The 20084-nt window shown below is 72.5% G+C and carries 18 protein-coding genes; 7 read left to right on the top strand and 11 right to left on the bottom strand.

From position 1 onward, the window contains the following. Positions 1-22: 22 nt before the first annotated feature. The gene (locus P1V51_09075; GenBank protein ID MDF1563183.1) at positions 23-385 is read right to left on the bottom strand and encodes a thioredoxin family protein; all 363 of its coding nucleotides are present in this window, start codon (positions 383-385) and stop codon (positions 23-25) included. Between the two features lie 162 nt (positions 386-547). Between P1V51_09075 and P1V51_09080 the strand changes: the two genes are divergently transcribed. Then, positions 548-1912, top strand: coding sequence for a M66 family metalloprotease (locus P1V51_09080; GenBank protein ID MDF1563184.1), 1365 nt, complete (start codon positions 548-550; stop codon positions 1910-1912). Here P1V51_09080 and P1V51_09085 read toward each other — a convergent pair whose 3' ends face one another. Then, the gene (locus tag P1V51_09085; protein MDF1563185.1) at positions 1913-2368 is read right to left on the bottom strand and encodes a PaaI family thioesterase; all 456 of its coding nucleotides are present in this window, start codon (positions 2366-2368) and stop codon (positions 1913-1915) included. Positions 2369-2388: 20 nt separating this feature from the next. Here P1V51_09085 and P1V51_09090 point away from each other — a divergent pair, with 20 nt between their 5' ends. Next, positions 2389-4167: a hypothetical protein gene (locus P1V51_09090; GenBank protein MDF1563186.1), complete on the top strand. Its 1779-nt coding sequence runs from the start codon at positions 2389-2391 to the stop codon at positions 4165-4167. 8 nt (positions 4168-4175) lie between these two features. Here P1V51_09090 and P1V51_09095 read toward each other — a convergent pair whose 3' ends face one another. Continuing rightward, positions 4176-4877 carry an isoprenylcysteine carboxylmethyltransferase family protein gene (locus P1V51_09095; GenBank protein MDF1563187.1) on the bottom strand — a complete coding sequence of 234 codons (702 nt, stop codon included), beginning with the start codon at positions 4875-4877 and terminating at the stop codon, positions 4176-4178. A gap of 112 nt (positions 4878-4989) precedes the next feature. Here P1V51_09095 and P1V51_09100 point away from each other — a divergent pair, with 112 nt between their 5' ends. From P1V51_09100 to P1V51_09110, 3 genes are read left to right on the top strand one after another with little or no spacing between them, the layout of a single operon-like run. Further along, positions 4990-5718 (top strand): hypothetical protein, encoded by a 729-nt coding sequence (locus P1V51_09100; protein ID MDF1563188.1) that lies wholly within the window; start codon positions 4990-4992, stop codon positions 5716-5718. Positions 5719-5773: 55 nt separating this feature from the next. Further along, entirely contained in the window at positions 5774-6841 is a 1068-nt protein-coding gene (locus P1V51_09105; protein MDF1563189.1) for a lipocalin family protein, read from the top strand. After that, positions 6841-8055 (top strand): sulfotransferase, encoded by a 1215-nt coding sequence (locus tag P1V51_09110; protein MDF1563190.1) that lies wholly within the window; start codon positions 6841-6843, stop codon positions 8053-8055. The genes P1V51_09105 and P1V51_09110 overlap by 1 nt, the downstream gene beginning before the upstream one ends. On the opposite strand, the gene P1V51_09115 is transcribed toward P1V51_09110, so the two are convergent. From P1V51_09115 to P1V51_09130, 4 genes are read right to left on the bottom strand one after another with little or no spacing between them, the layout of a single operon-like run. After that, entirely contained in the window at positions 8052-8846 is a 795-nt protein-coding gene (locus P1V51_09115) for an MFS transporter (protein ID MDF1563191.1), read from the bottom strand. The two genes, P1V51_09110 and P1V51_09115, sit on opposite strands and share 4 nt — an antisense overlap. Positions 8847-8855: 9 nt before the next feature. Continuing rightward, on the bottom strand, positions 8856-9689 hold the full coding sequence (locus tag P1V51_09120; protein MDF1563192.1) for a polysaccharide pyruvyl transferase family protein: 834 nt from the start codon (positions 9687-9689) through the stop codon (positions 8856-8858). A 29-nt stretch (positions 9690-9718) separates the two neighbouring features. Further along, complete coding sequence (bioB, locus tag P1V51_09125) at positions 9719-10705, bottom strand: biotin synthase BioB (protein MDF1563193.1); 987 nt, start codon at positions 10703-10705, stop codon at positions 9719-9721. Next, positions 10702-12252 carry a hypothetical protein gene (locus P1V51_09130; GenBank protein MDF1563194.1) on the bottom strand — a complete coding sequence of 517 codons (1551 nt, stop codon included), beginning with the start codon at positions 12250-12252 and terminating at the stop codon, positions 10702-10704. Before P1V51_09130 ends, bioB begins: the two co-directional genes overlap by 4 nt. Before the next feature lie 351 nt (positions 12253-12603). On the opposite strand from P1V51_09130, the gene P1V51_09135 reads away from it, so the two are divergent. Further along, entirely contained in the window at positions 12604-13272 is a 669-nt protein-coding gene (locus tag P1V51_09135) for a class II aldolase/adducin family protein (protein ID MDF1563195.1), read from the top strand. Positions 13273-13333: 61 nt separating this feature from the next. Beyond that, the gene (locus P1V51_09140) at positions 13334-14488 is read left to right on the top strand and encodes a GNAT family N-acetyltransferase (GenBank protein ID MDF1563196.1); all 1155 of its coding nucleotides are present in this window, start codon (positions 13334-13336) and stop codon (positions 14486-14488) included. Between the two features lie 20 nt (positions 14489-14508). On the opposite strand, the gene P1V51_09145 is transcribed toward P1V51_09140, so the two are convergent. From P1V51_09145 to P1V51_09160, 4 genes are all read right to left on the bottom strand, one after another. Then, positions 14509-16611 (bottom strand): PPC domain-containing protein, encoded by a 2103-nt coding sequence (locus P1V51_09145; GenBank protein ID MDF1563197.1) that lies wholly within the window; start codon positions 16609-16611, stop codon positions 14509-14511. 100 nt (positions 16612-16711) lie between these two features. Then, complete coding sequence (locus P1V51_09150) at positions 16712-17914, bottom strand: NAD(P)-dependent oxidoreductase (GenBank protein MDF1563198.1); 1203 nt, start codon at positions 17912-17914, stop codon at positions 16712-16714. A 28-nt stretch (positions 17915-17942) separates the two neighbouring features. After that, the gene (locus P1V51_09155; GenBank protein ID MDF1563199.1) at positions 17943-18434 is read right to left on the bottom strand and encodes a peptidylprolyl isomerase; all 492 of its coding nucleotides are present in this window, start codon (positions 18432-18434) and stop codon (positions 17943-17945) included. Positions 18435-18517: 83 nt separating this feature from the next. Continuing rightward, the gene (locus P1V51_09160) at positions 18518-20008 is read right to left on the bottom strand and encodes a VWA domain-containing protein (protein MDF1563200.1); all 1491 of its coding nucleotides are present in this window, start codon (positions 20006-20008) and stop codon (positions 18518-18520) included. Positions 20009-20084 lie beyond the last annotated feature (76 nt).

Consider the following 20084-nt stretch of genomic DNA (forward strand, 5'->3'; position numbering starts at 1 on the left):
GGGTGGGAGCGCCCGGGGCGGGCTAGGCGACCTTGCTCTCGGGGGTGCCGAACTCGCGGTCGAGGATCTCCTTGACCTGCGCCTTGTTCTGGATGCCGCTGGTGGCGGCGACCACCTTGCCGCCCTTGAAGTAGACGACGAAGGGCAGGCCCATGAAGTTCCGGGTCTCGGGGAGGGAGCGGATGTTGTGGGAGGCCGGGCCGTCGAACCAGAGATCGCGGAAGGCGACGTGGGAGTAGCTCTCCTCGAGCTTCTCCATGACGTCGTAGACCGGCAGGCACATCGGGCCCATGCGGCCGCAGCAGATCATGACCTCGTCGTTGTTCTGCAGGACCTCCTGGAAGTCCTCGTCGCTCAGGATGTGCTGGAGGTTGGTGTGGAGCATGGTGCGTTCCTCTTCTCGTTGCGGCCGGAAGGACCGGCCGGTTGGTTTTGGGATCGCGGGTGGGAGCCCGGGAGGGCCCAAAAGGGTGCAGGCCTCCGCTGGCCCTTACACGTCCCCCCGGCACCTTGTTCGAGCGGGGGCGCCTCCCTACGATCCCGCCCGATGCGAAGCCTCCTCACCCTCTCCCTGACCCTCCTCCTCTGCGCGGCCTGCCCGGGAGGAGAGGGCGGCGGGGGCGGCGGCCTCCCGGGGGAGGACGGCGGGCTGCCCGATGGCTCCGCCGTGACCGACGGGGGCGCGCTCCCCGATGGTGGCGCAGAGGACGGCGGCGGCGACGCGGGCGAGCCCCTCCCCCTCCTCCCCCACCTGGCCGAGGACCTCGCGATCACCTCGGTGGAGATCTTCCAGACCCTGCAGATCCCCCTGATGATCCAGGGCGTCCCCGCCGCCCCGACCGGCGTCCCCCTGATCGCCGACCGGGAGTCCGTGATGCGGATCTGGGTCGAGCCGCAGGCCGGCTGGGTCGCCGGGCCGGTCACCCTGGAGCTCGAGGTCGGCCCTCCCGGGAGCACGATCGAGCCGCTCTCCCTGACTCTCGGGGTCGACCGCGCCCTCCCCTTCGACCTCACCGTGCCGGCGGAGCAGCTGGGCCTCGACGCCCACTATGCCCTGCGCCTGCTCACCGAGACCGGCACCCCCACCGAGGCGGGCGTCGATCACCCCGGGCGCCATCCCCGGGACGGCTCGAGCCTGCCCCTGCCCACCGAGCGCGACGAGGGCGGCGTCGACCTGGTCCTGGTGCCGCTGCGCTACCAGGCCGACGGCTCGGGGAGGCTGCCGGACACCAGCCCCGAGCAGCTCGCCATCATCGAGGAGCTGCTGCTGGCCCTCTACCCGATCGAGTCGGTGAGCATCGACGTCCACGCGCCGATCGACTGGAGCGACCCCCTCACCCTCTTCACGCGCAACTTCGACTTCGGCGACCTGAACACCTACCTGAAGGATCTCAAGATCGCGGAGGGCGCGCCGAGCACGACCTACTACTACGCCCTGGTCCAGCCGGCGGCGACCTTCGCCGACTACTGCGGGCGCTCCTGCACCACCGGCCAGGCCTTCGCCGTCACCGACCCCGAGAACGGCAACTACCGGGTGGGCGGCGGCATGGGCTACTCCGGTGAGCGCTGGGCCTGGACCCTCGTCCACGAGCTCGGCCACATGCACGGCCGCTTCCACGCCCCCTGCGGCGTGGACAGCTGGGACGCCGACTACCCCCACGCCGGCGGCACCCTCGGGGTCTGGGGCTACGACCGGCGGCGGGACGTCTTCCTCGATCCCGCGCTCTACGCCGACATGATGGGCTACTGCGACGACCAGTGGATCTCGGACTACACCTACGAGGCGCTCTTCGAGCGGATCCTCACCCTGAGCACCCTGAAGTCGCGCAAGGGCGCTCCCCTCACGAAGGGCGCCGCCGCCGTCTGCCGCAGCGGGCTCGGCGAGGGCGGCCCCACCTGCGTCTGCGACTGATCAGCCGCCCTGGAGCTCGACGGTCTCGCCGGCCGCCGCGGCCCCGGCGTCGAGGATCATCAGGCGCACCCGGCCGGTGGCCAGGAGGCGATCCTCGCCGTCGCGCACCTCGGCCTGCCAGACGTGGGAGCGGCGGCCCTTGTGGATGGGGGTCGCCCGGCAGCGCAGCGTGCCGCTGCGGCTGGCCCGCAGGAAGGAGGTCATGTTGTCGAGGCCCACCGCGCTCTTGCCCTCCGGCATGACGTTCACGGCGGCGCCGGTGCTGCAGACCGCCTCGATGAGGCCGGCGTGCACCCCCCCGTGGACCAGCCCGTAGGGCTGATGGTGTTGCTCACCGACGGTGAGCTCGGCGATCAGCTCGTCGGCGCTCACCTTCAGGTAGCGCATGCCCATGGTGGCGTCGAAGCCCATGATGTGGGCGTTGACCATCTCGGTGACGTTCTCGGGTAGCTCCATGGTCGCGGTATAACCCGAAGATGGCTCGCACGGCATCGCTCCCGCTCCTGGCGCTCTCCCTCCTGCTCCTCTCCGCCTGCGGCGACGGCCGCGACGGGCCCTGCGCCGACACCGCCTCGGTGATCGCCCTGCCGACCCCGCTCTGGGGCGCGGGGGAGGCCTTCGGCCCGCCGGCGAACGACGCCGCGGCCGAGCTCCTCCTCGACGGCACGCACCCCTGGCCCGAGTGGTACGACCAGCTCGGCGAGCCCCGGGGCTGGCCTCGCCGCCCCCTCGTCGTCGTCCCCCTCTCGGGGGCCGCCACCGAGGTCGACGCCAGCGCCCTCACCTTCCTCGGCGCCCGGGAGCCCGGCGGTGAGCTCGAGGAGGTGGCGCTCCTCTTCGAGGCCACCCTGGAGGACGAGGGCCGCAGCCTGATCGTCAAGGGGCGTGAGCCCGCGCCCGCCGGCCTGGTGGAGCTGGTGCTGGTCATCGCCCCCGGCGCCCTCGCGGTCGATCCCCTCCCGGCCTGCGACGCCGAGGGCCTGATCCACGTCGACTACGTCGAGGCGAAGAAGCGCCTGCCGAGGAAGACCGAGGCGGCCCTGGCCCTGCCGATGCCCCTCTCGGGCGTCCACCAGGAGCTGCAGCGCCTGCACGATCACCTGGTCGCCTCGCCGGCCCTGGCGATCTCCAGCATGACCGCCCGCCCCCTCGACGACTACCTGGCCGGCCCCGTCGATCCGGCGGTGGCCGCCGCCGTCCAGCCCACCACCGCCTACGGCCTGCTCTCGGTGCCCGACTACGCGGGCAGCGAGGGCTTCTTCGAGCTCGACGCGGAGGGCCTGCCGATCGCGGCCACGGTGAGCGAGCCGGGCTTCATCGTCACCCTGCCCACCCGCGGGACGGCGCCCTACCCCGTCGTCTTCTTCCAGCACGGGGCCGAGGGCAACAAGTACCACCTCTTCTCGGTGGCCGCGCCGCTCGCGGCCGCCGGCTTCGCCTTCGTCGCCATCGACCTGCCCTTCCACGGCGACCGCAGCGACGGCTCGGGCCTGATGAGCATGATCGACTTCGCCAACCCGCTGGCCACCCGCGACGCCCTGCGCCAGGCCTCGGCGGATCAGATCACCGTGATCACCGGCCTCGGCCTCCTCGACGGCGCCCTCGAGCCGGTCTTCGGGGCCGGCCCCCACCTCGACGCCTCGCGGGTCTACTTCATGGGCAACTCCATGGGGGCGATCTCGGGCAGCCTCTCCTTCTCGGTGACGCCCGAGATCCAGAGCGCGGCCCTCTTCGTCGGCGGCGCGGGCTTCGGCGACCTCGCCGACTACGGGCTCTTCAAGTACTTCCTCCTCGACGTCCTCGAGCGGCCGCCGGTCGAGCGGGCCGCCTCCTTGAGCCTGATGGAGCTGATGGTCGAGGGCGGCGACGCCTTCGCCTACGCCCTCCACGCCGAGGATCCCCTCACCGCGCCGAGGCCGGCCCTCTTCTTCCAGGCCATCGACGACGCCATCGTGATCCCCGAGGCCACCGAGGCCTGGGCCCGGGGCTTCGGCGCCGCGCTCGCGCAGCCGCAGGACCACCCCGTCGCGGGCCTGGAGGCCGCCTCCCTGCCCGCCGCGGACAACCTCGCCACCGAGGCCGGCGTGGGCACCCGGCTGCTCCTGCAATACCCCAAGCCCGCCGAGGTGCCGGGCACCGACTGGCACGGCAGCCTGATCCAGCGCCCCGACGCCCAGGCGGTCGTCGTCGGCTGCTTCACCGGCGTCGAGGGGGGCGAGCCCTGCACGGTGCGGGCGGCCGACTTCCAGCCCTGAGCCCCCGGCTACCAGAGCCCGGGTAGCAGCCGGTAGCGGGTGCGGGTGGTGAACTCGCGGTAGCCGGGCAGCTCGGCCTGCAGGGTGCGGTCCTCGAGGGCGGTGCGCACCACCAGCGCCCCCACGATCAGCCCGGCGGGCAGATAGGCCCAGAGCGAGCCGCAGACCAGCGGGACGGCCAGCTGCTGGAGGAGGATGCCGGTGTACATGGGGTGGCGCACCAGCCGGTAGGGCCCGGTGTCGATCACGCGGTGCGCGCGCTCCTCCTGGATGCGCACCGTGGTCTCGAGATGCGGGTTCTCTCCCATCGCCCAGGTGATGGGCAGGTTGCCCAGGGCCACGACGACCAGGCCCACCCCGGCCCAGCCCTCGGAGAGGACGCTCCAGCCGAAGCGCACCGCATCGAGGCCCGCCACCACCGGCGCGGCCAGCAGGGCGAGGGAGAAGACGACCGTGAAGACCTTGTCGAAGCCCTTGGTCCCCTCGTGCAGCCGGCCGCGCTCGGCGATCACCTCCGGGTTCCGGGGCATCACCCAGACGAAGTTCACCAGCAGCAGCACGAGGGAGAGCGCCGCGTACCACCACACCCGCCGCCAGGAGAGGGTCCCGGCCGCGAGGAAGAAGGCGACGAACCACAGGCTCGCCGTGAGGAGCACCTGGACCGCCCGGCGGATCACCGCCCTGCGCAGCTCGTCTCCGACGACCGCCATGTCCCCACCCTAGGAGGACCCCGGCGGGACCGTCAGGCGCACCGGCTGACGGCGCCCGCGCCGGTGCCGAAGGTGGAGGTAGCCCCTGAACCGTCGATCGCTGGAGGACGTCATGATGACCAGCCGCTCGATGCTCGTCCTGGGAAGCTGCCTGCTCCTCTCGGCCGCCTGCCTCGAGCCGGGTCCGCCGGTGGAGACCTCACCTTCGCAGGCCTTCGTGCGCCTCGGTGACTGCAGCCACCTCGACCCCTATTCCTGCGAGATCCGTCCCGACTGCGTGGTGGACACCTGCTTCCTCTGCTCCTGCACCCCCTTCTTCCGGGCCTGCCGCCCCTTCTGGTCCACCCCCCCGCGCTGCCCGGTGCTGCCCTGCGCCCAGCCCGACTGCTGCCGTGACGCCTCCGAGTGCCCCCACCCCGAGGATGTCTGCGCGCCGCCCCGGACGCAGGAGCGCTGCGAGGGCTGCGACGGCGGCCGGGGCGACTGCGAGGAGGACGCCGACTGCCGCTTCTTCGAGGTCTGCGAGCCCATCCCCTGCTCCTGCACCGGAGCGCGCCGCTGCGTCCGGGGCTGCATCCCCCACCGGGAGAGCTGCCCCTCCGAGGAGGCCTGCGGGCTCCTCGACCACTGCCCGCCGGGCCTCGACTGCTCCTGCTCCGATCACCCCCGCTGCCTGCCGCCGCCCTGCCGCCTCGACGGCGACTGCGGCCTGAACCACGTCTGCCAGGCGGGCGCCTGCGAGCGCCGCCCCTGCGACAGCGACAGCGACTGCGAGGGTCCCTGCGTCCTCGGAGAGTGCCAGGAGCGCTTCGGCGAGTGCCTCCCCGGCGTCAGCCCCTGAGGGCCACGCCGGTGGGGCTTTTCGCCAGCCCCGATCCCTGGTTTAGGACGCCCTCATGGGAAGGTCCACGCTGCTCTCCTCGCTGCTCGCCCTGCTCCTCCTGACCCCGGCCTGCCCCGGCCCCGGGGGCGAAGGCGGCGGTGACGGCGGCAGCGACGGCGGCGCCCTGCCTGACGGCGGCAGCGACGGTGGCGCGGAGACGGCCTGCGACGATCCCGTTCCGGCCGGCCGGGTGACCCTCCCGCAGGACGACGGTTCCCATGCCGAGCCCACGGAGTGGTGGTACTGGACGGGCCACCTCGACACGGCCGAGGGGCGCTACTTCGGCTTCGAGTTCGCCTTCTTCCTCCAGGACACCCCCGGCGGGCGCGGCTCGATGGTCCACCACGCGCTCACCGACCTCGAGGACGGCACCTTCCACCACACCTCGGGTCTCGAGCTCGGCGTGCCGCCCGAGGTGCCCGGCGGCTTCGACCTCGCCCTGAACGGCCAGACCATGGTGGGCGGCGGCGGCCACGACGTCCTCCACGGCGAGGTCGACGGCTACCTCCTCGACCTCAGGGTCGACGCCATCAAGCGGCCGGTGCTCCAGCACGGGGTCGGCTACGTCGACTACCCCTTCGGTGGCTACACCTACTACTACTCCCGCGAGCGGATGAGCGCCTCGGGCACGGTCACCCTCCCCGACGGCACGGTCCTGCCGGTGACCGGCACCAGCTGGTTCGACCACCAGTGGGGCCCCCTGGGCGACGCCATCGATCTGGGCTGGGACTGGTTCGCCCTCCAGCTCGACGACGACCGCGAGATCATGATCTTCGTGGTGCGAGATCTCAGCGGCGATCTCCTGGTGGGCGGCTCGCTCACCGGCGCCGACTGCGAGACGACCGAGATCGGGCCGAGCGACTTCAGCATCACCCCCAAGCGGACGTGGACCAGCCCCAACGGCGACCAGGCGACCTACCCCCTGGGCTGGACGATCACGGTCTTCGACGAGACCTTCGAGGTGGAGCCGGTGATGGACGAGCAGGAGGTCGACGCCATGTTCTTCTGGTACTGGGAGGGCGCCGCGACGGTCAGCGGCGACGCCACCGGCCGGGCCTACATCGAGCTGACCGGCTACTGATGCTGGAGCGCCTCCACCCACCCCTGCCCTTCCGGCTGATCAACGGCGCCGGCACGGCCCTCGAGAACCTGGGCCTCACGCCCCTGCGCTTCGAGCCCGAGCGCCTGCGCGCGAAGGCCTCGCGGGCCACCGGCCTCTCCGACTTCGGGCCGGGGCCCCACGAGGAGGGCCTCGAGGTGCTCTGCCGCTCCTTCGAGGAGGACGCGCGGCTCTCGCTCATCGGCCGCATCGGCATGCAGAACATGGTCTCGCGCGCCCTCCAGCACCTGCTGCAACGGGTGGAGGCGAAGAAGCGGCGGCCCGATGTCTTCGAGGCGCCCCTCGATCCGGCGCCGCTGATCGTCATCGGCCTGCCCCGGAGCGGGACCACCTTCCTCCACCGCCTCCTCTGCCAGACCGAGGGCGCCCGGCCCCTGCGCACCTTCGAGCTCCAGCACCCCTTCCCGCCCGAAGGGAAGGATCGCCGCCGTCAGCTCGTCGACGCCGAGTTCGCCCGCCTGAAGAGCATGGCCCCGTCGCTCGACGTGAAGCACTTCCTCGGCGCCGAGGAGCCCGAGGAGTGCATGTGGCTGCTCAACACGACGCTCGTGAGCCTCTCCTACTGGGTCTTCGCGCCCGTCCACGCCTACCTCGAGTGGTACCTCGAGCAGGACCACCACGTCGCCTACCAGGGCTACCGGGAGCACCTGCAGCTCTTCCAGGCGGAGACGCCGGGTCGGCGCCTCACCCTGAAGGCGCCGGTCCACACCGGCCACCTCGACGCCCTCCTCGCCGCCGTGCCCGAGGCGAAGCTGGTGCAGACGCACCGGGATCCGGTGCCGGTGGTCGGCAGCACCAACAGCCTCATCCACACCATCCACTCGGTGATGAGCGAGGAGGTGGATGATCGGCGCACCGGCCGCACGAACCTCGAGATGCTCGGGCGGATGATGAAGAAGCACCTCGAGGCCCGCGAGCGGCACGCCGACCGGATCCTCGACGTCGACTACGACGCGCTCCTCGCCGATCCGATCGGCACGGTCCGCCGGGTGCACGAGCACCACGGGCTGGGCTGGCGCGAGGCGGACGAGGCGCGCCTGCAGGAGCACCTGGAGGGACGCCAGCAGCACCGCTTCGGCCGGCACGAGTACAGCCTGGAGGAGTGCGGCCTCGAGGCCGCCGAGGTCGACGCGCTCTTCGCCGACTACCGAGGTCGCTTCCTGACGAAGGTTTAGAAGCGGACGACCGCCAGCGGCAGCCCCTGCGGCCTCCCCTGCGCCTGCCCGGCCGCCTCCCGCGGGTAGGAGAGGTGATAGCCGACGATGGAGCCGCTGTAGAAGAGGGCGAGGGCGCCGACGGTGAGGACAGTCGAGACGATGCCCCAGGTCGAGGCGGCGAGCGCCGCGAGGAGCACCGCCCCGGCCGCCCCGGCGAGGAAGCCCAGCAGGGTCCCCCAGATCTTGCCGCGCGCCCCCATCCAGCGCCCCGCGAGGTGGGCAGCCAGGGGGTGGAGGATCACGCCGAGGACCATGCCGCTGATGACGACCGCCCCGAGGGCGTCCCACCCGCTGCTGATCAGGGTCGAGTAGAGCATCCCGAAGCCGAAGGAGCCGACGGCGGTGATCGCCGTGGCCACCAGCTGGGAGAGGAGCTGCATGCCGAGCACCTTTCCGTCCCACTGGGGCGGCGCCTCGTGGGCGGTGGTGTCGACGTCCTCGGCCCAGCGGCTGGGGCGGGCCTCCTCGACGGCCGGCGGCGGAGGGGCGGGGGGCGCCGGGACGAAGCTGCCGGGAGGGAGCGCCTCCACCGGGGCGGTGGGGTCGTCCGGCGGCGGCGGCGCCGGGGGCGGGCTCGCCTCGGGGATCTTCACCGGCGGCGGGGGCAGGTCCGGCGCCTGCGACACCGGCGAGGCGCCGAGGCGCAGCGCGGGGACCAGGCGCAGGGCGGGCGCGGCCTCGGCCGGGGAGGGCAGGAGCAGGCCTGCCAGCCCCAGCGCGACGAAAAAGGCTCCCCGACGCACGAACATGGGGAGAGACTACACCACGATCTCGAAGGGCGCCGCAGCCAGGAGCGGCTCCGGATCGAAGGTTCCGGTCCCTCCCCGGAAGCGATCGAGGATCGCCTGCCGGGTCGTCGTGCGATCCAGGGTGAGGGCCGCCTCGCCCTCCCGCCCGACCGAGGCCAGGAAGTCCTCGAACTTGAAGTCGCCCCCGACGACCCCGTCCCCGAGGCGGGCGCGCTGCGAGGGGATCCCGTAGGCCTCGGCGACGACCAGCCCATGGAGCGAGCTCGAGACGATGCGCTCGCAGCGGGTGATCTCCCGGATGAAGCGCTCCAGATCCGGCCGGCCGAGGAGGAGGCCCAGCTTGCCGAGCCGCACGTCGATCACCCGCACCGCCGGATCCGCCCGCAGCTCCTCGAGGGCCGGGTGGCGCCGGTCCGTGTAATGCGGCACCACGCCCAGCGCGAAGCTTCGCTTCGCCGAGGGCTGCACGAGCCGGGGCAAGAGGAGGGCCGGGTCCCCGTAGACCTCGGGGCAGTCCACGCTCATCGCCCGCAGCTTCTCCCGGGTCAGCGGTCCCCGCACCGCCCGCACCGCGGCCGGCCGGGCCCGCACCTCGCCCCGGGCCTCCCCCCAGTCCTGCAGGCCCAGGCCGTCGTCGGCGCTGATGAAGCCGCTCCCCCAGACCGTGGTCCGGGCGTCCGCCATCCGCAGGACGCTGCCGACGGTGAGGAGGTTCGCCCGCTCGCAGGGCTCCCGCAGCGGCACCACCTCGGGCGCCACCCCGGAGAGCCGCTCGATCAGCCAGGGCGCGAGGGCGTCCCCCCAGTTCCGGGTGGGATCGTACTTGAGGACCGTCGCTGCCATGCGCTCCGGGGCCTCGCCGCCCACGTCCTCTAGGCCGCGTCGCTGGTGCCGACGGCGCCCGGATCGGGCGCCAGGGGCTTGAGGCCCGCCTTGCCCAGCAGGGCCTTGTCGGCCTCGAAGCCGGGGTTGCCCGTGGTCAGCAGGCGCTCCCCGAAGAAGATCGAGTTGGCGCCGGCGAGGATGCAGAGCAGCTGCCCCTCCTCGCTCATCTGCTGCCGGCCGGCGGAGAGGCGGACCATCGAGGTGGGGCAGACGATCCGCGCGGTGGCGATCATCCGGGCCATGGCCACGGTGTCCACCGGGGACCGCCCGGCCATCGGCGTCCCCTCGATCGCCACCAGGGCGTTCACCGGGATCGACTCGGGGTGGGGATCCCGCGCGGCCAGGGTCGCCAGCATGGCGCAGCGGTCGTCCACCGACTCGCCCAGGCCCAGGATGCCGCCGCTGCAGATCCGGATGCCCGCGTCCCGGATCGCGTCGAGGGTCTCGAGGCGATCGGAGAAGCGGCGGGTCGTCACCACCCGGTCGTAGTGTTGCGGCGAGGTGTCGAGGTTGTGGTTGTAGGCGGTCAGGCCGGCCTCGGCGAGGCGCGCCGCCTGCTCGTCGTTGAGCATCCCGAGGGTCACGCAGGTCTCGAGCCCGAGGCCGCGCACCTGCCGCACCATCTCCAGCACCCGATCGAAGGCCGCCCCCTCCTTCACCTCGCGCCAGGCCGCGCCCATGCAGAAGCGGGTCGCGCCCTGCTCCTTCGCCTCCCGGGCCGCGGCCACCACCTCGTCCACCTTCAGGAGGGGCTCCGGCTTCACCGGCGTCTCGTGGTGGATCGACTGGGAGCAGTAGCCGCAGTCCTCGGTACAGCCGCCGGTCTTCACCGAGAGGAGGGAGCAGAGCTGCACCGCATCCTCGTCGTGGTAGCGCCGGTGGATCTCGCGCGCCCGGTAGACCAGCTCGGTCAGGGGCAGGTCGTGGATCGCGCGGATCTCCGAGACCCGCCAGTCGTGCCGGATCTCGCTCACGCGTCGGCCTCGCTCTCGCGCGCACCGTCACCGTTCCCGTCACTGTCTCCGGCCGCCCCCGAGGGATCGGACTCACCGGCGGGTGCCTCGTCAGCCTTCACGGGCTCGACGGCGACCTTGCCGGCCAGCGCATCCCCCAGGGTCACCCTCCCCTCGTCCGCGGGCTTCGCCTCGCGGGCGGGCCGCTCCTCGGCGGTGGCGCTCGCCTCCCCGGCCGGCCTCTTCTTCCGGGAGCGCGACCGCCGCCGCTTCTTCTTGGCCTGCGGCTCCCCCTCGTCCGGCGTGCCCTCCGGCTTCGCCGGCGCCGGAGGCGGCTCGGGGGCACCCGGCCCCTGGCAGGTGCCGTGCAGCTTCACCCGCTCGGCCTGATCCGGGAGGTTCGCCCGGTAGTAGTGCTCGACCGCCTCCTCCTCCTTGCCGAGGAACTCGGCGCAGCGGGCGGCGCCCTCCCAGGCCTTGGCCTGCTCGTAGTGGGTCAGGGCCTTGCGGGTCTTGCCCATGGCCTCCCAGAGGGTCGCCGAGGCGATGTGATCGCCGGCCCGGCCCAGCCAGGTGGCGCGCAGATCGTAGTCGTCGTGCCCCTCGGCCCGCCGCGCCTCGTGGCGGGCGAGCTCCAGCGCCCTGTCGATGTAGCCGCCCTCGACGAACCAGCGGTGGGCCTTCTCGGGGTGCTTGTCGGCGCAGATCGCGGCGGCCTTGTCGAGCTTGCCCGCGCTGGCGTAGGCCTGCGCGGCGCCCAGGAAGTCGTGCTTCTCCACGCGCTCCTCGATCACCTTCGCCAGGCAGCGCTCCATGCCGTCGGCGATACCCGCCTCGGCGTAGGTGCGGTAGGCCTCCCGGAAGTTTCCGGCCTCCTCGAAGGCGCGGGCCGCGATGTCCGGCCTGCCGTTGGCCAGGTAGAGCTCGGCCAGCTCGGGCCAGTCCTTCCGCTCGGTGAGCACCTGCGCCCAGGCGTCGAGGGTCTGGTAGCGGATCGCCAGCTGGCGCGCCTCCTCCTTCGGCAGCTGGCCGAGGATCCCGACCATCGCCTCCTGATCGCCGAGCGCGGCGAGGACCCGCAGCTGGTTCTTCAGGTCCTTCGCCTTGCCGAAGGCCTCGGCGGCCTCGGCGAGCATGCCGTGCCCCTCGAGGGTCTGGGCCGCTTTGCCCCACTGGCCCACGGCCTCGTAGAGCTCGACCCGTCCTTCCCAGTCACCGCTCTCCTTGAGGACCGCGGCGGCCGCCTTCTCTTTGCCCGCCGCGGCCAGGCAGGCCGCCGCTCGCTTCTGATCGTCCAGGGCCATCCAGACCCGGGCGAGGCGGGCGTGCACGCCCTTGCGATCGGCCTCCTTCTCCGCGTCGTCCTGCTCCTTGTGCTGACGACCCACGCGCAGGAGCAGGGTCAGGGCCTTGCCCCGCAGCTCGTCGCCCAGATCGGCGAGGGACTTCAGCTGCATCTCCCCGAGCAGGCGCTCGAGCTCCTGCAGGGGCTTGTGCTGGCCCTTGAAGTCGCCTTTCACCATCGGACGATCGATGTCCTTGAGGAGGTCGGTGAGGTACCCGACCATCCGCTGCCGGCGGTTGGGCGGCGCGTCGCGCCCCCGGCCCCGGCTGCCACCGCCGGGCCCGCGGCCTCCGCCGCCGGGTCCACGGCCGCCTCCGCCGGGCCCGCGGCCTCCGCCGCCGGGTCCACGACCGCCACCGCCGGGCCCGCGGCCTCCGCCGCCGGGTCCACGACCGCCACCGCCGGCGCCCTCGCCGGCACGTTCGACCAGGCCCCGGCCCGAGCCGGGGCGCCCCATCTGCTTCTCGGACGACTTCATCGCTGCACCCATGCCAGCACCGCCCCGTGGTGGTCAACGCCCCTGCAGCGCCTTCACCTTGACTTAGCGCGGCTGACTGTACGAAGCCCTCCCCCCATGGCCCGGCCCCCTTCCACCTCGCTCCACGCTCGCCCCAGCGAGGGCGTGGTCCTCTTCGAGGCCGAGCACCGGCAGGAGGCCCTCGACGCCACCCTCGTCGAGCCCTACGCCCGCCCCCTCCTCCACTGGCGCCAGCGCCTCTTCGAGGCCGCCGTCATCGGCCAGGATCCCGGCCGCTACGAGGGCGCCGGCTTCGGCAACGTGAGCGTGCGGCTACCGGCCCGGGGCGACGCCCGCCCCTTCCTCGTCACCGGCACCCAGACCGGGGGGCGCGAGTCGCTCTCCCTCCAGGACCTCTGCGTGGTCGAGTCCTGGGACCTGAGCCGCAACCGGGTGGTGAGCCGCGGCCTGACCCGCCCCTCCTCCGAGTCGATGACCCACGGCGCCCTCTACGACCGGGGCCGCGACGTGCGCTTCATCTTCCACGGCCACGCCCCCGCCCTCTGGCGGGCGGCGGCGAAGCTGCGCCTGCCCACCACCCATCCGGACGCAGGCTACGGCACCCCCGAGATGGCGCGGGAGGTGGTGGTGCAGCTGCGCGCGCACCCCGGCGCCCGGGTGCTGGCGATGGGGGGCCACGAGGACGGGATCATCGCCTTCGGCGCGAGCGCCCACGAGGCGGGCACCCACCTCCTGAAGCTCCTGCGCGAGCTGGAACAGAAATAGGAATTTCTGTCCCGGCCGGGGCCTGTGGCGGGGGCCCGGGCGACGGGCCAGACTCCAGGGGGTGCAGCCCGATCCCACCCTCGAGCTCTCGGTAGACGCCGGCCTCTCCGAGGTGCCCGCACCGGACTGGGACGCCCTGGTCCCGCCCGACGATCCCTTCAGCGAGCACGCCTTCCTCCTGGCCCTGGAGGAGAGCGGGAGCGTCGGCGAGGGGACGGGCTGGCTCCCGCGCCACCTGCTCCTGCATCGCGGCGGGCGGCTCGTCGGCGCCGCGCCCTGCTACCTGAAGACCCACAGCTACGGCGAGTACATCTTCGACTGGGCCTGGGCCGAGGCCGCCGGGAGGGCGGGCCTGCCCTACTACCCCAAGCTGGTCTGCGCGGTGCCCTTCACGCCAGTGAGCGGCGGCCGCCTCCTCGTCCACCCCGAGGAGGACGCCCAGGAGCTGCGCGCGGCGCTCGCCCGCGGGCTGACGCGCCTGGCGGAAGGTGAGGGCGCCTCCTCCGTGCACGTCCTCTTCTGCGAGGAGGCCGAGCGCGCGGCGCTGGCGAAGCGAGGCTACCTGCCCCGCACCTCGCTCCAGTACCACTGGCAGAACGAAGGGGGCTGGCAGTGCTTCGAGGACTTCCTGGGCTCGCTGCGCTCGAGCGCGCGCAAGCAGATCCGCCGCGAGCGGCGTAAGGCCCAGGAGCACGGCCTGACGATCTCGCTCCGGCCCGCCGCCGCCCTCGGCGCGCGGGAGTGGGAGGTGCTCTGGCGCTGCTACCAGGACACCGGCGCCCGCAAGTGGGGCTCGCCCTACCTCACCCGCGCCTTCTTCGACCGCCTCCCCGGGCTGCCGGAGGGGCGGGTGAAGGTGGCGCTGGCCCACGCCGGTGACGAGCCGGTCGCCGCCGCGCTCCTCTTCGAGAAGGGGCGCACCCTCTACGGGCGCTACTGGGGCTCGCTGCACCACTACGATCACCTGCACTTCGAGCTCTGCTACTACACGCCGCTCGAGCACTGCCTGACCCACGGGCTCTCGCGCTTCGAGGCCGGCGCGCAGGGTGAGCACAAGATCCGCCGGGGGCTGATGCCCCGGGAGACGCGCTCGGCCCACCTGCTGCGGCACCCGGCCCTGCACGAGGCGGTGGGGCGCTTCGTGCAGGAGGAAGCCGCTGCCCTGCGCGAGGAGAGCGAGTGGCTCTCCCGGCACGGACCCTTTCACCGGGCCTGAAGACCCTCTGGCGCCGGGCTCTAGAGGCTGATGGTCAGCGAGTAGCCGTTCTCGGCGCCGTTGTAGCCGAAGACCTCGACGTAGACCTTCCCCGAGGCGTCCGAGCCGGAGACGGTCTCGGAGTTGCCGGTGGAGGTCGAGGAGTCGAGGCTGCTGCCGTTGGCGTCGTAGAGCTTCAGATCCAGATCGCCCTGAGCGTGGGTGAAGGCGATCGAGGCGGTGACGGTGCCGGTGGTGCTGACCACGAACCAGTCGGAGGTGCCGCCGCAGATCTGGAGGTCGCCGAAGGTGCCGGAGGAGACGTCGGCCGCGTCGAGGCGGCTGGCGTTGCCGTCGAAGGTATCGGCGCAGGCGCCGCCGCCCCCGCCGCCGCCGGACTGCGGCAGGCTGCACCAGGCGGTGGCCTGGTGGGTGGCCTCGAGGCCCTCCTGGGTGCCGCGCTGGGCGCAGGGCTCGTCCTCGCTCCAGGCGACCCACTCGTCGCCGCGGCCGATGCTGGCCGCGTACTCGGCGAAGAGGAGGTAGTCACCGTCGCGCTCCTTGAAGACCGTCGGCTCGACGCACTGACCGGCGACCCGCGCGTCGGCCTGCTGCTGCTCGTTGTAGAGCATGACGATCTCGTGCATCGCGCCGGTGGTGCTGTTCCAGCAGCAGGTCTTGCTGCTCTCGTAGACCAGCTCGGCGAAGGCGTAGTCCTCGAGGATGCGGTAGCTCTCGTCGACCTCGGCGGCGTTCATCCGGAACTTGCTCTGCATCAGGTCGTAGAGCTCGGTGAAGGCCTCCTCCCGGCGGATCCGCGCGGAGCAGGAGGCGGGGTACTTGCGCAGGTGGTTGCGCATGTCCTCGACGATGCGCAGGAGCGCGTCGCGCTTCTGCTCGGGCGGCACCTCGCCCAGCAGGGTCTCGAACTCCTCCACCCGCTGACCGAGGCGCTCGAAGTCGCCCTCGGCGATGAAGTAGGGCGCGTCGCCCCGCATCACGACGTTGGTCCAGCTGCCGTTGCGCTGCCGGGCCACCCGCCAGCGCTTGAGGCCGCCGCCGAGCTGGGCGTAGGTCACGCCGTCGCTGCTCATGTCGCTGCCGCCCATGTACTGGTTGGTGAAGTAGCGCTTGGAGGCGGCCGCGTCGTCCCACTTGCCCTGCCGCCGCGGCATGGAGCCGGAGATCAGCTCGGCCTCGATCCGGTCGCCCTCGATGCGGTCGGCCCGCTTCACCACGAGGGTGTGGCCGATGCCCCGGCGCTGCCAGCGCTCGAGGAGGGTGTCGCCCGGCCGGATGGCCTCCGGCACCAGGTTGTAGGTGTTGGTGGTCGAGGCGAGGTTGACGCTGCCGAAGTAGGAGAGCAGCAGCAGCATGAAGTGGCCGGTGCGCTTGTTGAGGAAGATCTCGTCGAAGTAGGCGCCGGCGTGGGCGTCCTCGCCGAGGAAGGGCTGGTCGTCGTCCTGGGAGCCACCGAGGCGCTTGGTGCGCAGGTAGCGGTCGCTGGGCCAGTCGCTCACGGCCGCGGCGCCGCGGTCGCTGTAGTCCTTGTACTTGGACTTGTAGGAGGGCCCGAAGTTGCTGCCGTCCGACTTCAGGGCGCCGAAGTGCCCGAAGACCAGCCGGTTCGGCGGCGAGCCGCCGGCCATGAAGAAGGGCAGGTTGTACCAGGAGGCGAAGGTCGCCCGCAGGAAGATCGAGGTCTCGGCGCACTCGAGGGCCGGGGCGGGCATGACCTTGCCCCAGGGCGTGGTCAGCTCGAAGGTCTGGTAGTAGCTCTCGTGGGCGCCCGTCTTCTGCATCGAGCTCACCCAGGCGGAGAACTTCTGGTCCCAGTTGAGGCCGCTGTTGGCCGACCAGGCCATGCCGGCCTCACCCTCGATGTCCTCCCAGTCGCGCCGGACCTCCCAGACGGCCGAGGAGGCCGGGACGTTGGCCTGGCGGATGGTCGTGGGGCCGTCGAGGCTGTCCGCCTTGCCGGCGTTGGGCTCGGGATCGAGGAGCGGCTTGCCGTACTCGTCCGAGAAGTCGGCCAGCGCCGGATCGTAGCCGTCGGGGAAGGCGTCCCCCTCGGCCGAGCCGCAGCCCAGGGGCAGCAGCAGCGTCACACAGGCCATCGCCGGAAGAAGGCTCTTCAGGTGCATCTCGTCCCTCCTGGCGCCGCCGACAAAAGGGGCGACGCTGAAAACTCAAGCGATCATCTTAGGGGAGCGAAAACGTCCCGGCAATGATCTGGACCCCGGACTAGTGCGCGGAGACGCCCGCGGCGAAGACCCGCTCGTTGGCCCGGATCTCCTCGAGGGTCTCCTCCGAGGGCTCGCCCACGACGGCGATCCGCGCCACGGCGGCCGCGCCGCCGGAGAAGAGGATGTTCTGCATCTCCCCCACGTTGTGCCCGGCGCGCGAGAGGATGCCGAGCACCCCGGCGAGCACCCCGACCGCGTCGACGTGGCGCACCACCAGGGTGTGGGTCGCCGAGGTCTCCCGGGCCAGGTTCACGCAGTTGGGGATGGGCTCGCGCCGCTTGAAGGCCGCGACGATCCGGACGACCTCGGCGCCGACGGCCTCCTCGGCCTCGTCGGTGCTCGCCCCGATGTGGTGGGTGCCGTAGACCCGCTCGTGCCGGCCGAGGGGATCCTCGAAGCTGCCCTCCTTCCCCGAGGGCTCCCCGGGGAAGACGTCGAGGCCGGCGCGCAGCTCCCGGTCGGCCATCGCCGCCTCGAGCGCGGCGTGGTCGATGACCTCGGCGCGGGCGGTGTTGATCACGTAGCCGCCCCGCCGCATCACGGCGAAGACGCTCTCCCCGATCCGGCCGCGGGTCTCGGGGGTGGCCGCGAGGTGGACGCTGATCGCGTCGGCGCCCTCGGCGGCGAGCTCGGGGGTCTCGGCGTAGCCGACGCCGAGCGCCGCCGCCCGCTCGGGGGTGAGGGAGCGCGACCAGGCCACCACCTCCATGCCCATCGCCCGGGCGATGCGCGCGGTGGCCTCACCGATCTGGCCGAGGCCCAGGATGGCGAGCTTGCGCCCGTGCAGCCCGCGGCCGGCGCCGAAGGTCTTCTTGTCCCAGCGCCCCTCCCGCAGGGCCGCCACGTTGTCGGCGATCCGGCGGTCGAGGTTCAGGAGGTGCCCGATGGCCAGCTCGGCCACCGCCGCGGCGTTCTTGCCGGGGCAGTTGGTCACGTAGACCCCGGTGGCCGAGGCGGCCTCGAGGTCGATGGTGTTCACCCCGGCGCCGGCCCGGATGAGCAGGCCCAGGGCGTTGGCCGCCGAGAAGTCCGGCGCCTGCACCTTCGTCGAGCGCACCACCAGCACGTGCGGATCGAGCTCGGCCAGCCGGGCGGTCAGGGCCTCGCCCGAGAGGGCGGGCTCGGTGAAGACCTCGGCCCCGAGATCCTGCAGCTGCGGCGCCACGAAGGCAGCCAGCTTGTCGGCCAGGAGAACACGCATCCCCGAAGTGCTCCTCGGTGGCTCTGGGTCAGTGGTGGTGGTGGCCGTCGGGGCCGTGGGGGTGCCCGTGCTCGAGCTCCTCCTCGGTCGCCGGCCGGAGGCTCTTCACCGTCACCTCGAAGTGGAGCTTCTTGCCGGCGAGGGGATGGTTGTGGTCGATGAAGACCCCGTCCTCCTCGAGCCCGGTGATCCAAAGCTCCATCACCTCGCCCTCGTCGTTCTCGGCCAGGAAGGGCATCCCGATCTCGAGCTCGGCGTCGTCGGGGAAGGCGTCGCGCTCGACGCGCTGAGGGCCGGGGCCCTCCCGCTCGCCGTAGCCGTCCTCGGGCTCGACGTCGACGGTCAGCTCGTCGCCGACCGCCTTGCCGTCCAGGGCGTCCTCCAGACCGGGCACGATGTTCTCGGCTCCGTGGAGGTAGAAGAACTCCTCGTCACCGCTCTCGTCGATGAGGTCACCGTCTTCTCCGGTGAGGCTGTAGACGATGCCGACGACGAGACCCTTTTCGATGGTGTCACTCATGGGGTGGCTGTGTAGCCCGGGAGACCGTCCACGTCCACGTCCACGTGTACGTGCACGGCCTCTCCCCCGGGTGACCGGGCCCGCTACCGTCCGTAGAGGTCGGTCTGCGGCGCCCCCTCCTCCAGGAGGGTGAGCAGCGCGCTGGCGAACTCGACCTCGGCCTGCAGGGAGGCGTCCTCGTAGACCTCGATGTCCGCCCGGTAGCGGTCGAGGGCGGCCTGCAGCACCGCGATCGCGGCGGCCGGGTCCGCGGCGTACTGCCGGGTGGCCTCCTGCATCCCCTCGCAGAGGAGGGCCAGGGCGACGGTCTTCCCGACCGAGGCCTGCTCGAAGTAGTGGCCGGCCGCATCGCGGGGCTCCTCCCCGGTGACCCGCTGGAGGACGGGCTGCTCGACCCGGTGACCCTCGGGGGTCTCGTAGCGAAGCTGCCCGGCGATCTCGAGGCCGGTGAGGACGTGGGTGGCCGCGGAGGTGAGGGGCTGCAGCTGCACCAGCATCGCGCCGCGCTTGCGGGAGAGGAAGACGCTGGCCGCGTTCAGCTGGGGCGCCGTGGCAGCACCCACTTCCGGCGCCGGGAAGCCGTAGGCCTCGGTGACCTGGAAGCCCTGGGAGGCCCCGAGGGAGAGCTCGAGGTCGTAGGCGATGGGGGTCAGCATCCAGGGCCAGCTCTCCTCCATCAGGTCGGTGAGATCCTCCTGATCGAAGAGGGCGAAGGCGTTGCCGCCCCGCAGGTGGCTCATGGCCTCGAAGGTCTCGGGCCCGAGGCCCGCCCCCAGCCCGAAGACGGTGGTGCCCGCCCCGAGCGCGGCGGCCTCGGCCACCAGCCCCTCGAACTCGCTGGCCTCGGTCGCGCCCACGTTGGGGCGCACGTCGGTGAAGAGCATGATCCGCACGTTGCTGGCGCCCTGCAGGTCCCGGGCGACCGCGATGGCCCGCTCCAGGCCGGCCTCCATGTTGGTGGAGCCCCCGGAGGAGAGCGCGTCGATCTCCCGCGTCACCGCGCCGGAGGTGGCCTCGGTGGGGGAGAGGCGCAGGCGCGAGGTGCTCCCGTAGGTGACGATGGCGACGCGATCGTTCGCGTCGAGGCGGGAGACGATCTCCTTCATCAGCAGGCGGGAGAGGGCGCCCGGGCTCGGGTACTCGCCGACCTCCTTGTAGTCCCAGCCCATGGAGCCGGAGACGTCGACGGTGAAGATCAGGGTCTGCGCCGGGCGCTCCCAGGTCTCGGGATCGATCGTCGAGGACATCCCGACCTGCAGCCAGGCGGCGGACTCCCCGGCGGCGGTGGGCGCCAGGCCCAGGGCGGTGCGCAGGCAGAGGAGGGTCTGGCAGGGGGTCCCCTGGAGCGGCAGGTCGTGCTCCGAGAAGATCCCCTCCACCGGGAAGGCCTCCGGCGGCGGGACCGTGCCCGCGGCGACGTACTCCCGGGCCAGGGCCAGATCCTGCACCCCGCCCTGGGTCGCGCCGAAGTCGCTGCCCCCCATGCCGCTCATGGCGCAGCCGGCGGCCGCGCCGAGCACCGCCACCAGACCCCCGATGTTCAGCCACCCACTGCGACCCTTCTTCCGCTTCATCGTCGTCTCCTCCCGACCCTTTTTCTTTCGTGACCGGGCGCCGCTCGCCGGGGCCCGGTGGTTGCCGGTGCGGTGG

It is taken from the genome of Deltaproteobacteria bacterium (genome assembly GCA_029210625.1).
In the GTDB taxonomy this organism is placed as follows: domain Bacteria; phylum Myxococcota; class Myxococcia; order SLRQ01; family SLRQ01; genus JARGFU01.

Excerpts from the sequence above, each read along its gene's own strand:
- P1V51_09075 (MDF1563183.1), bottom strand. The coding sequence starts at position 385 with ATGCTCCACACCAACCTCCAGCACATCCTGAGCGACGAGGACTTCCAG.
- P1V51_09080 (MDF1563184.1), top strand. The coding sequence starts at position 548 with ATGCGAAGCCTCCTCACCCTCTCCCTGACCCTCCTCCTCTGCGCGGCC.
- P1V51_09085 (MDF1563185.1), bottom strand. The coding sequence starts at position 2,368 with ATGGAGCTACCCGAGAACGTCACCGAGATGGTCAACGCCCACATCATG.
- P1V51_09090 (MDF1563186.1), top strand. The coding sequence starts at position 2,389 with ATGGCTCGCACGGCATCGCTCCCGCTCCTGGCGCTCTCCCTCCTGCTC.
- P1V51_09095 (MDF1563187.1), bottom strand. The coding sequence starts at position 4,877 with ATGGCGGTCGTCGGAGACGAGCTGCGCAGGGCGGTGATCCGCCGGGCG.
- P1V51_09100 (MDF1563188.1), top strand. The coding sequence starts at position 4,990 with ATGATGACCAGCCGCTCGATGCTCGTCCTGGGAAGCTGCCTGCTCCTC.
- P1V51_09105 (MDF1563189.1), top strand. The coding sequence starts at position 5,774 with ATGGGAAGGTCCACGCTGCTCTCCTCGCTGCTCGCCCTGCTCCTCCTG.
- P1V51_09110 (MDF1563190.1), top strand. The coding sequence starts at position 6,841 with ATGCTGGAGCGCCTCCACCCACCCCTGCCCTTCCGGCTGATCAACGGC.
- P1V51_09115 (MDF1563191.1), bottom strand. The coding sequence starts at position 8,846 with ATGTTCGTGCGTCGGGGAGCCTTTTTCGTCGCGCTGGGGCTGGCAGGC.
- P1V51_09120 (MDF1563192.1), bottom strand. The coding sequence starts at position 9,689 with ATGGCAGCGACGGTCCTCAAGTACGATCCCACCCGGAACTGGGGGGAC.
- P1V51_09130 (MDF1563194.1), bottom strand. The coding sequence starts at position 12,252 with ATGGTCGGGTACCTCACCGACCTCCTCAAGGACATCGATCGTCCGATG.
- P1V51_09135 (MDF1563195.1), top strand. The coding sequence starts at position 12,604 with ATGGCCCGGCCCCCTTCCACCTCGCTCCACGCTCGCCCCAGCGAGGGC.
- P1V51_09145 (MDF1563197.1), bottom strand. The coding sequence starts at position 16,611 with ATGCACCTGAAGAGCCTTCTTCCGGCGATGGCCTGTGTGACGCTGCTG.
- P1V51_09150 (MDF1563198.1), bottom strand. The coding sequence starts at position 17,914 with ATGCGTGTTCTCCTGGCCGACAAGCTGGCTGCCTTCGTGGCGCCGCAG.
- P1V51_09155 (MDF1563199.1), bottom strand. The coding sequence starts at position 18,434 with ATGAGTGACACCATCGAAAAGGGTCTCGTCGTCGGCATCGTCTACAGC.
- P1V51_09160 (MDF1563200.1), bottom strand. The coding sequence starts at position 20,008 with ATGAAGCGGAAGAAGGGTCGCAGTGGGTGGCTGAACATCGGGGGTCTG.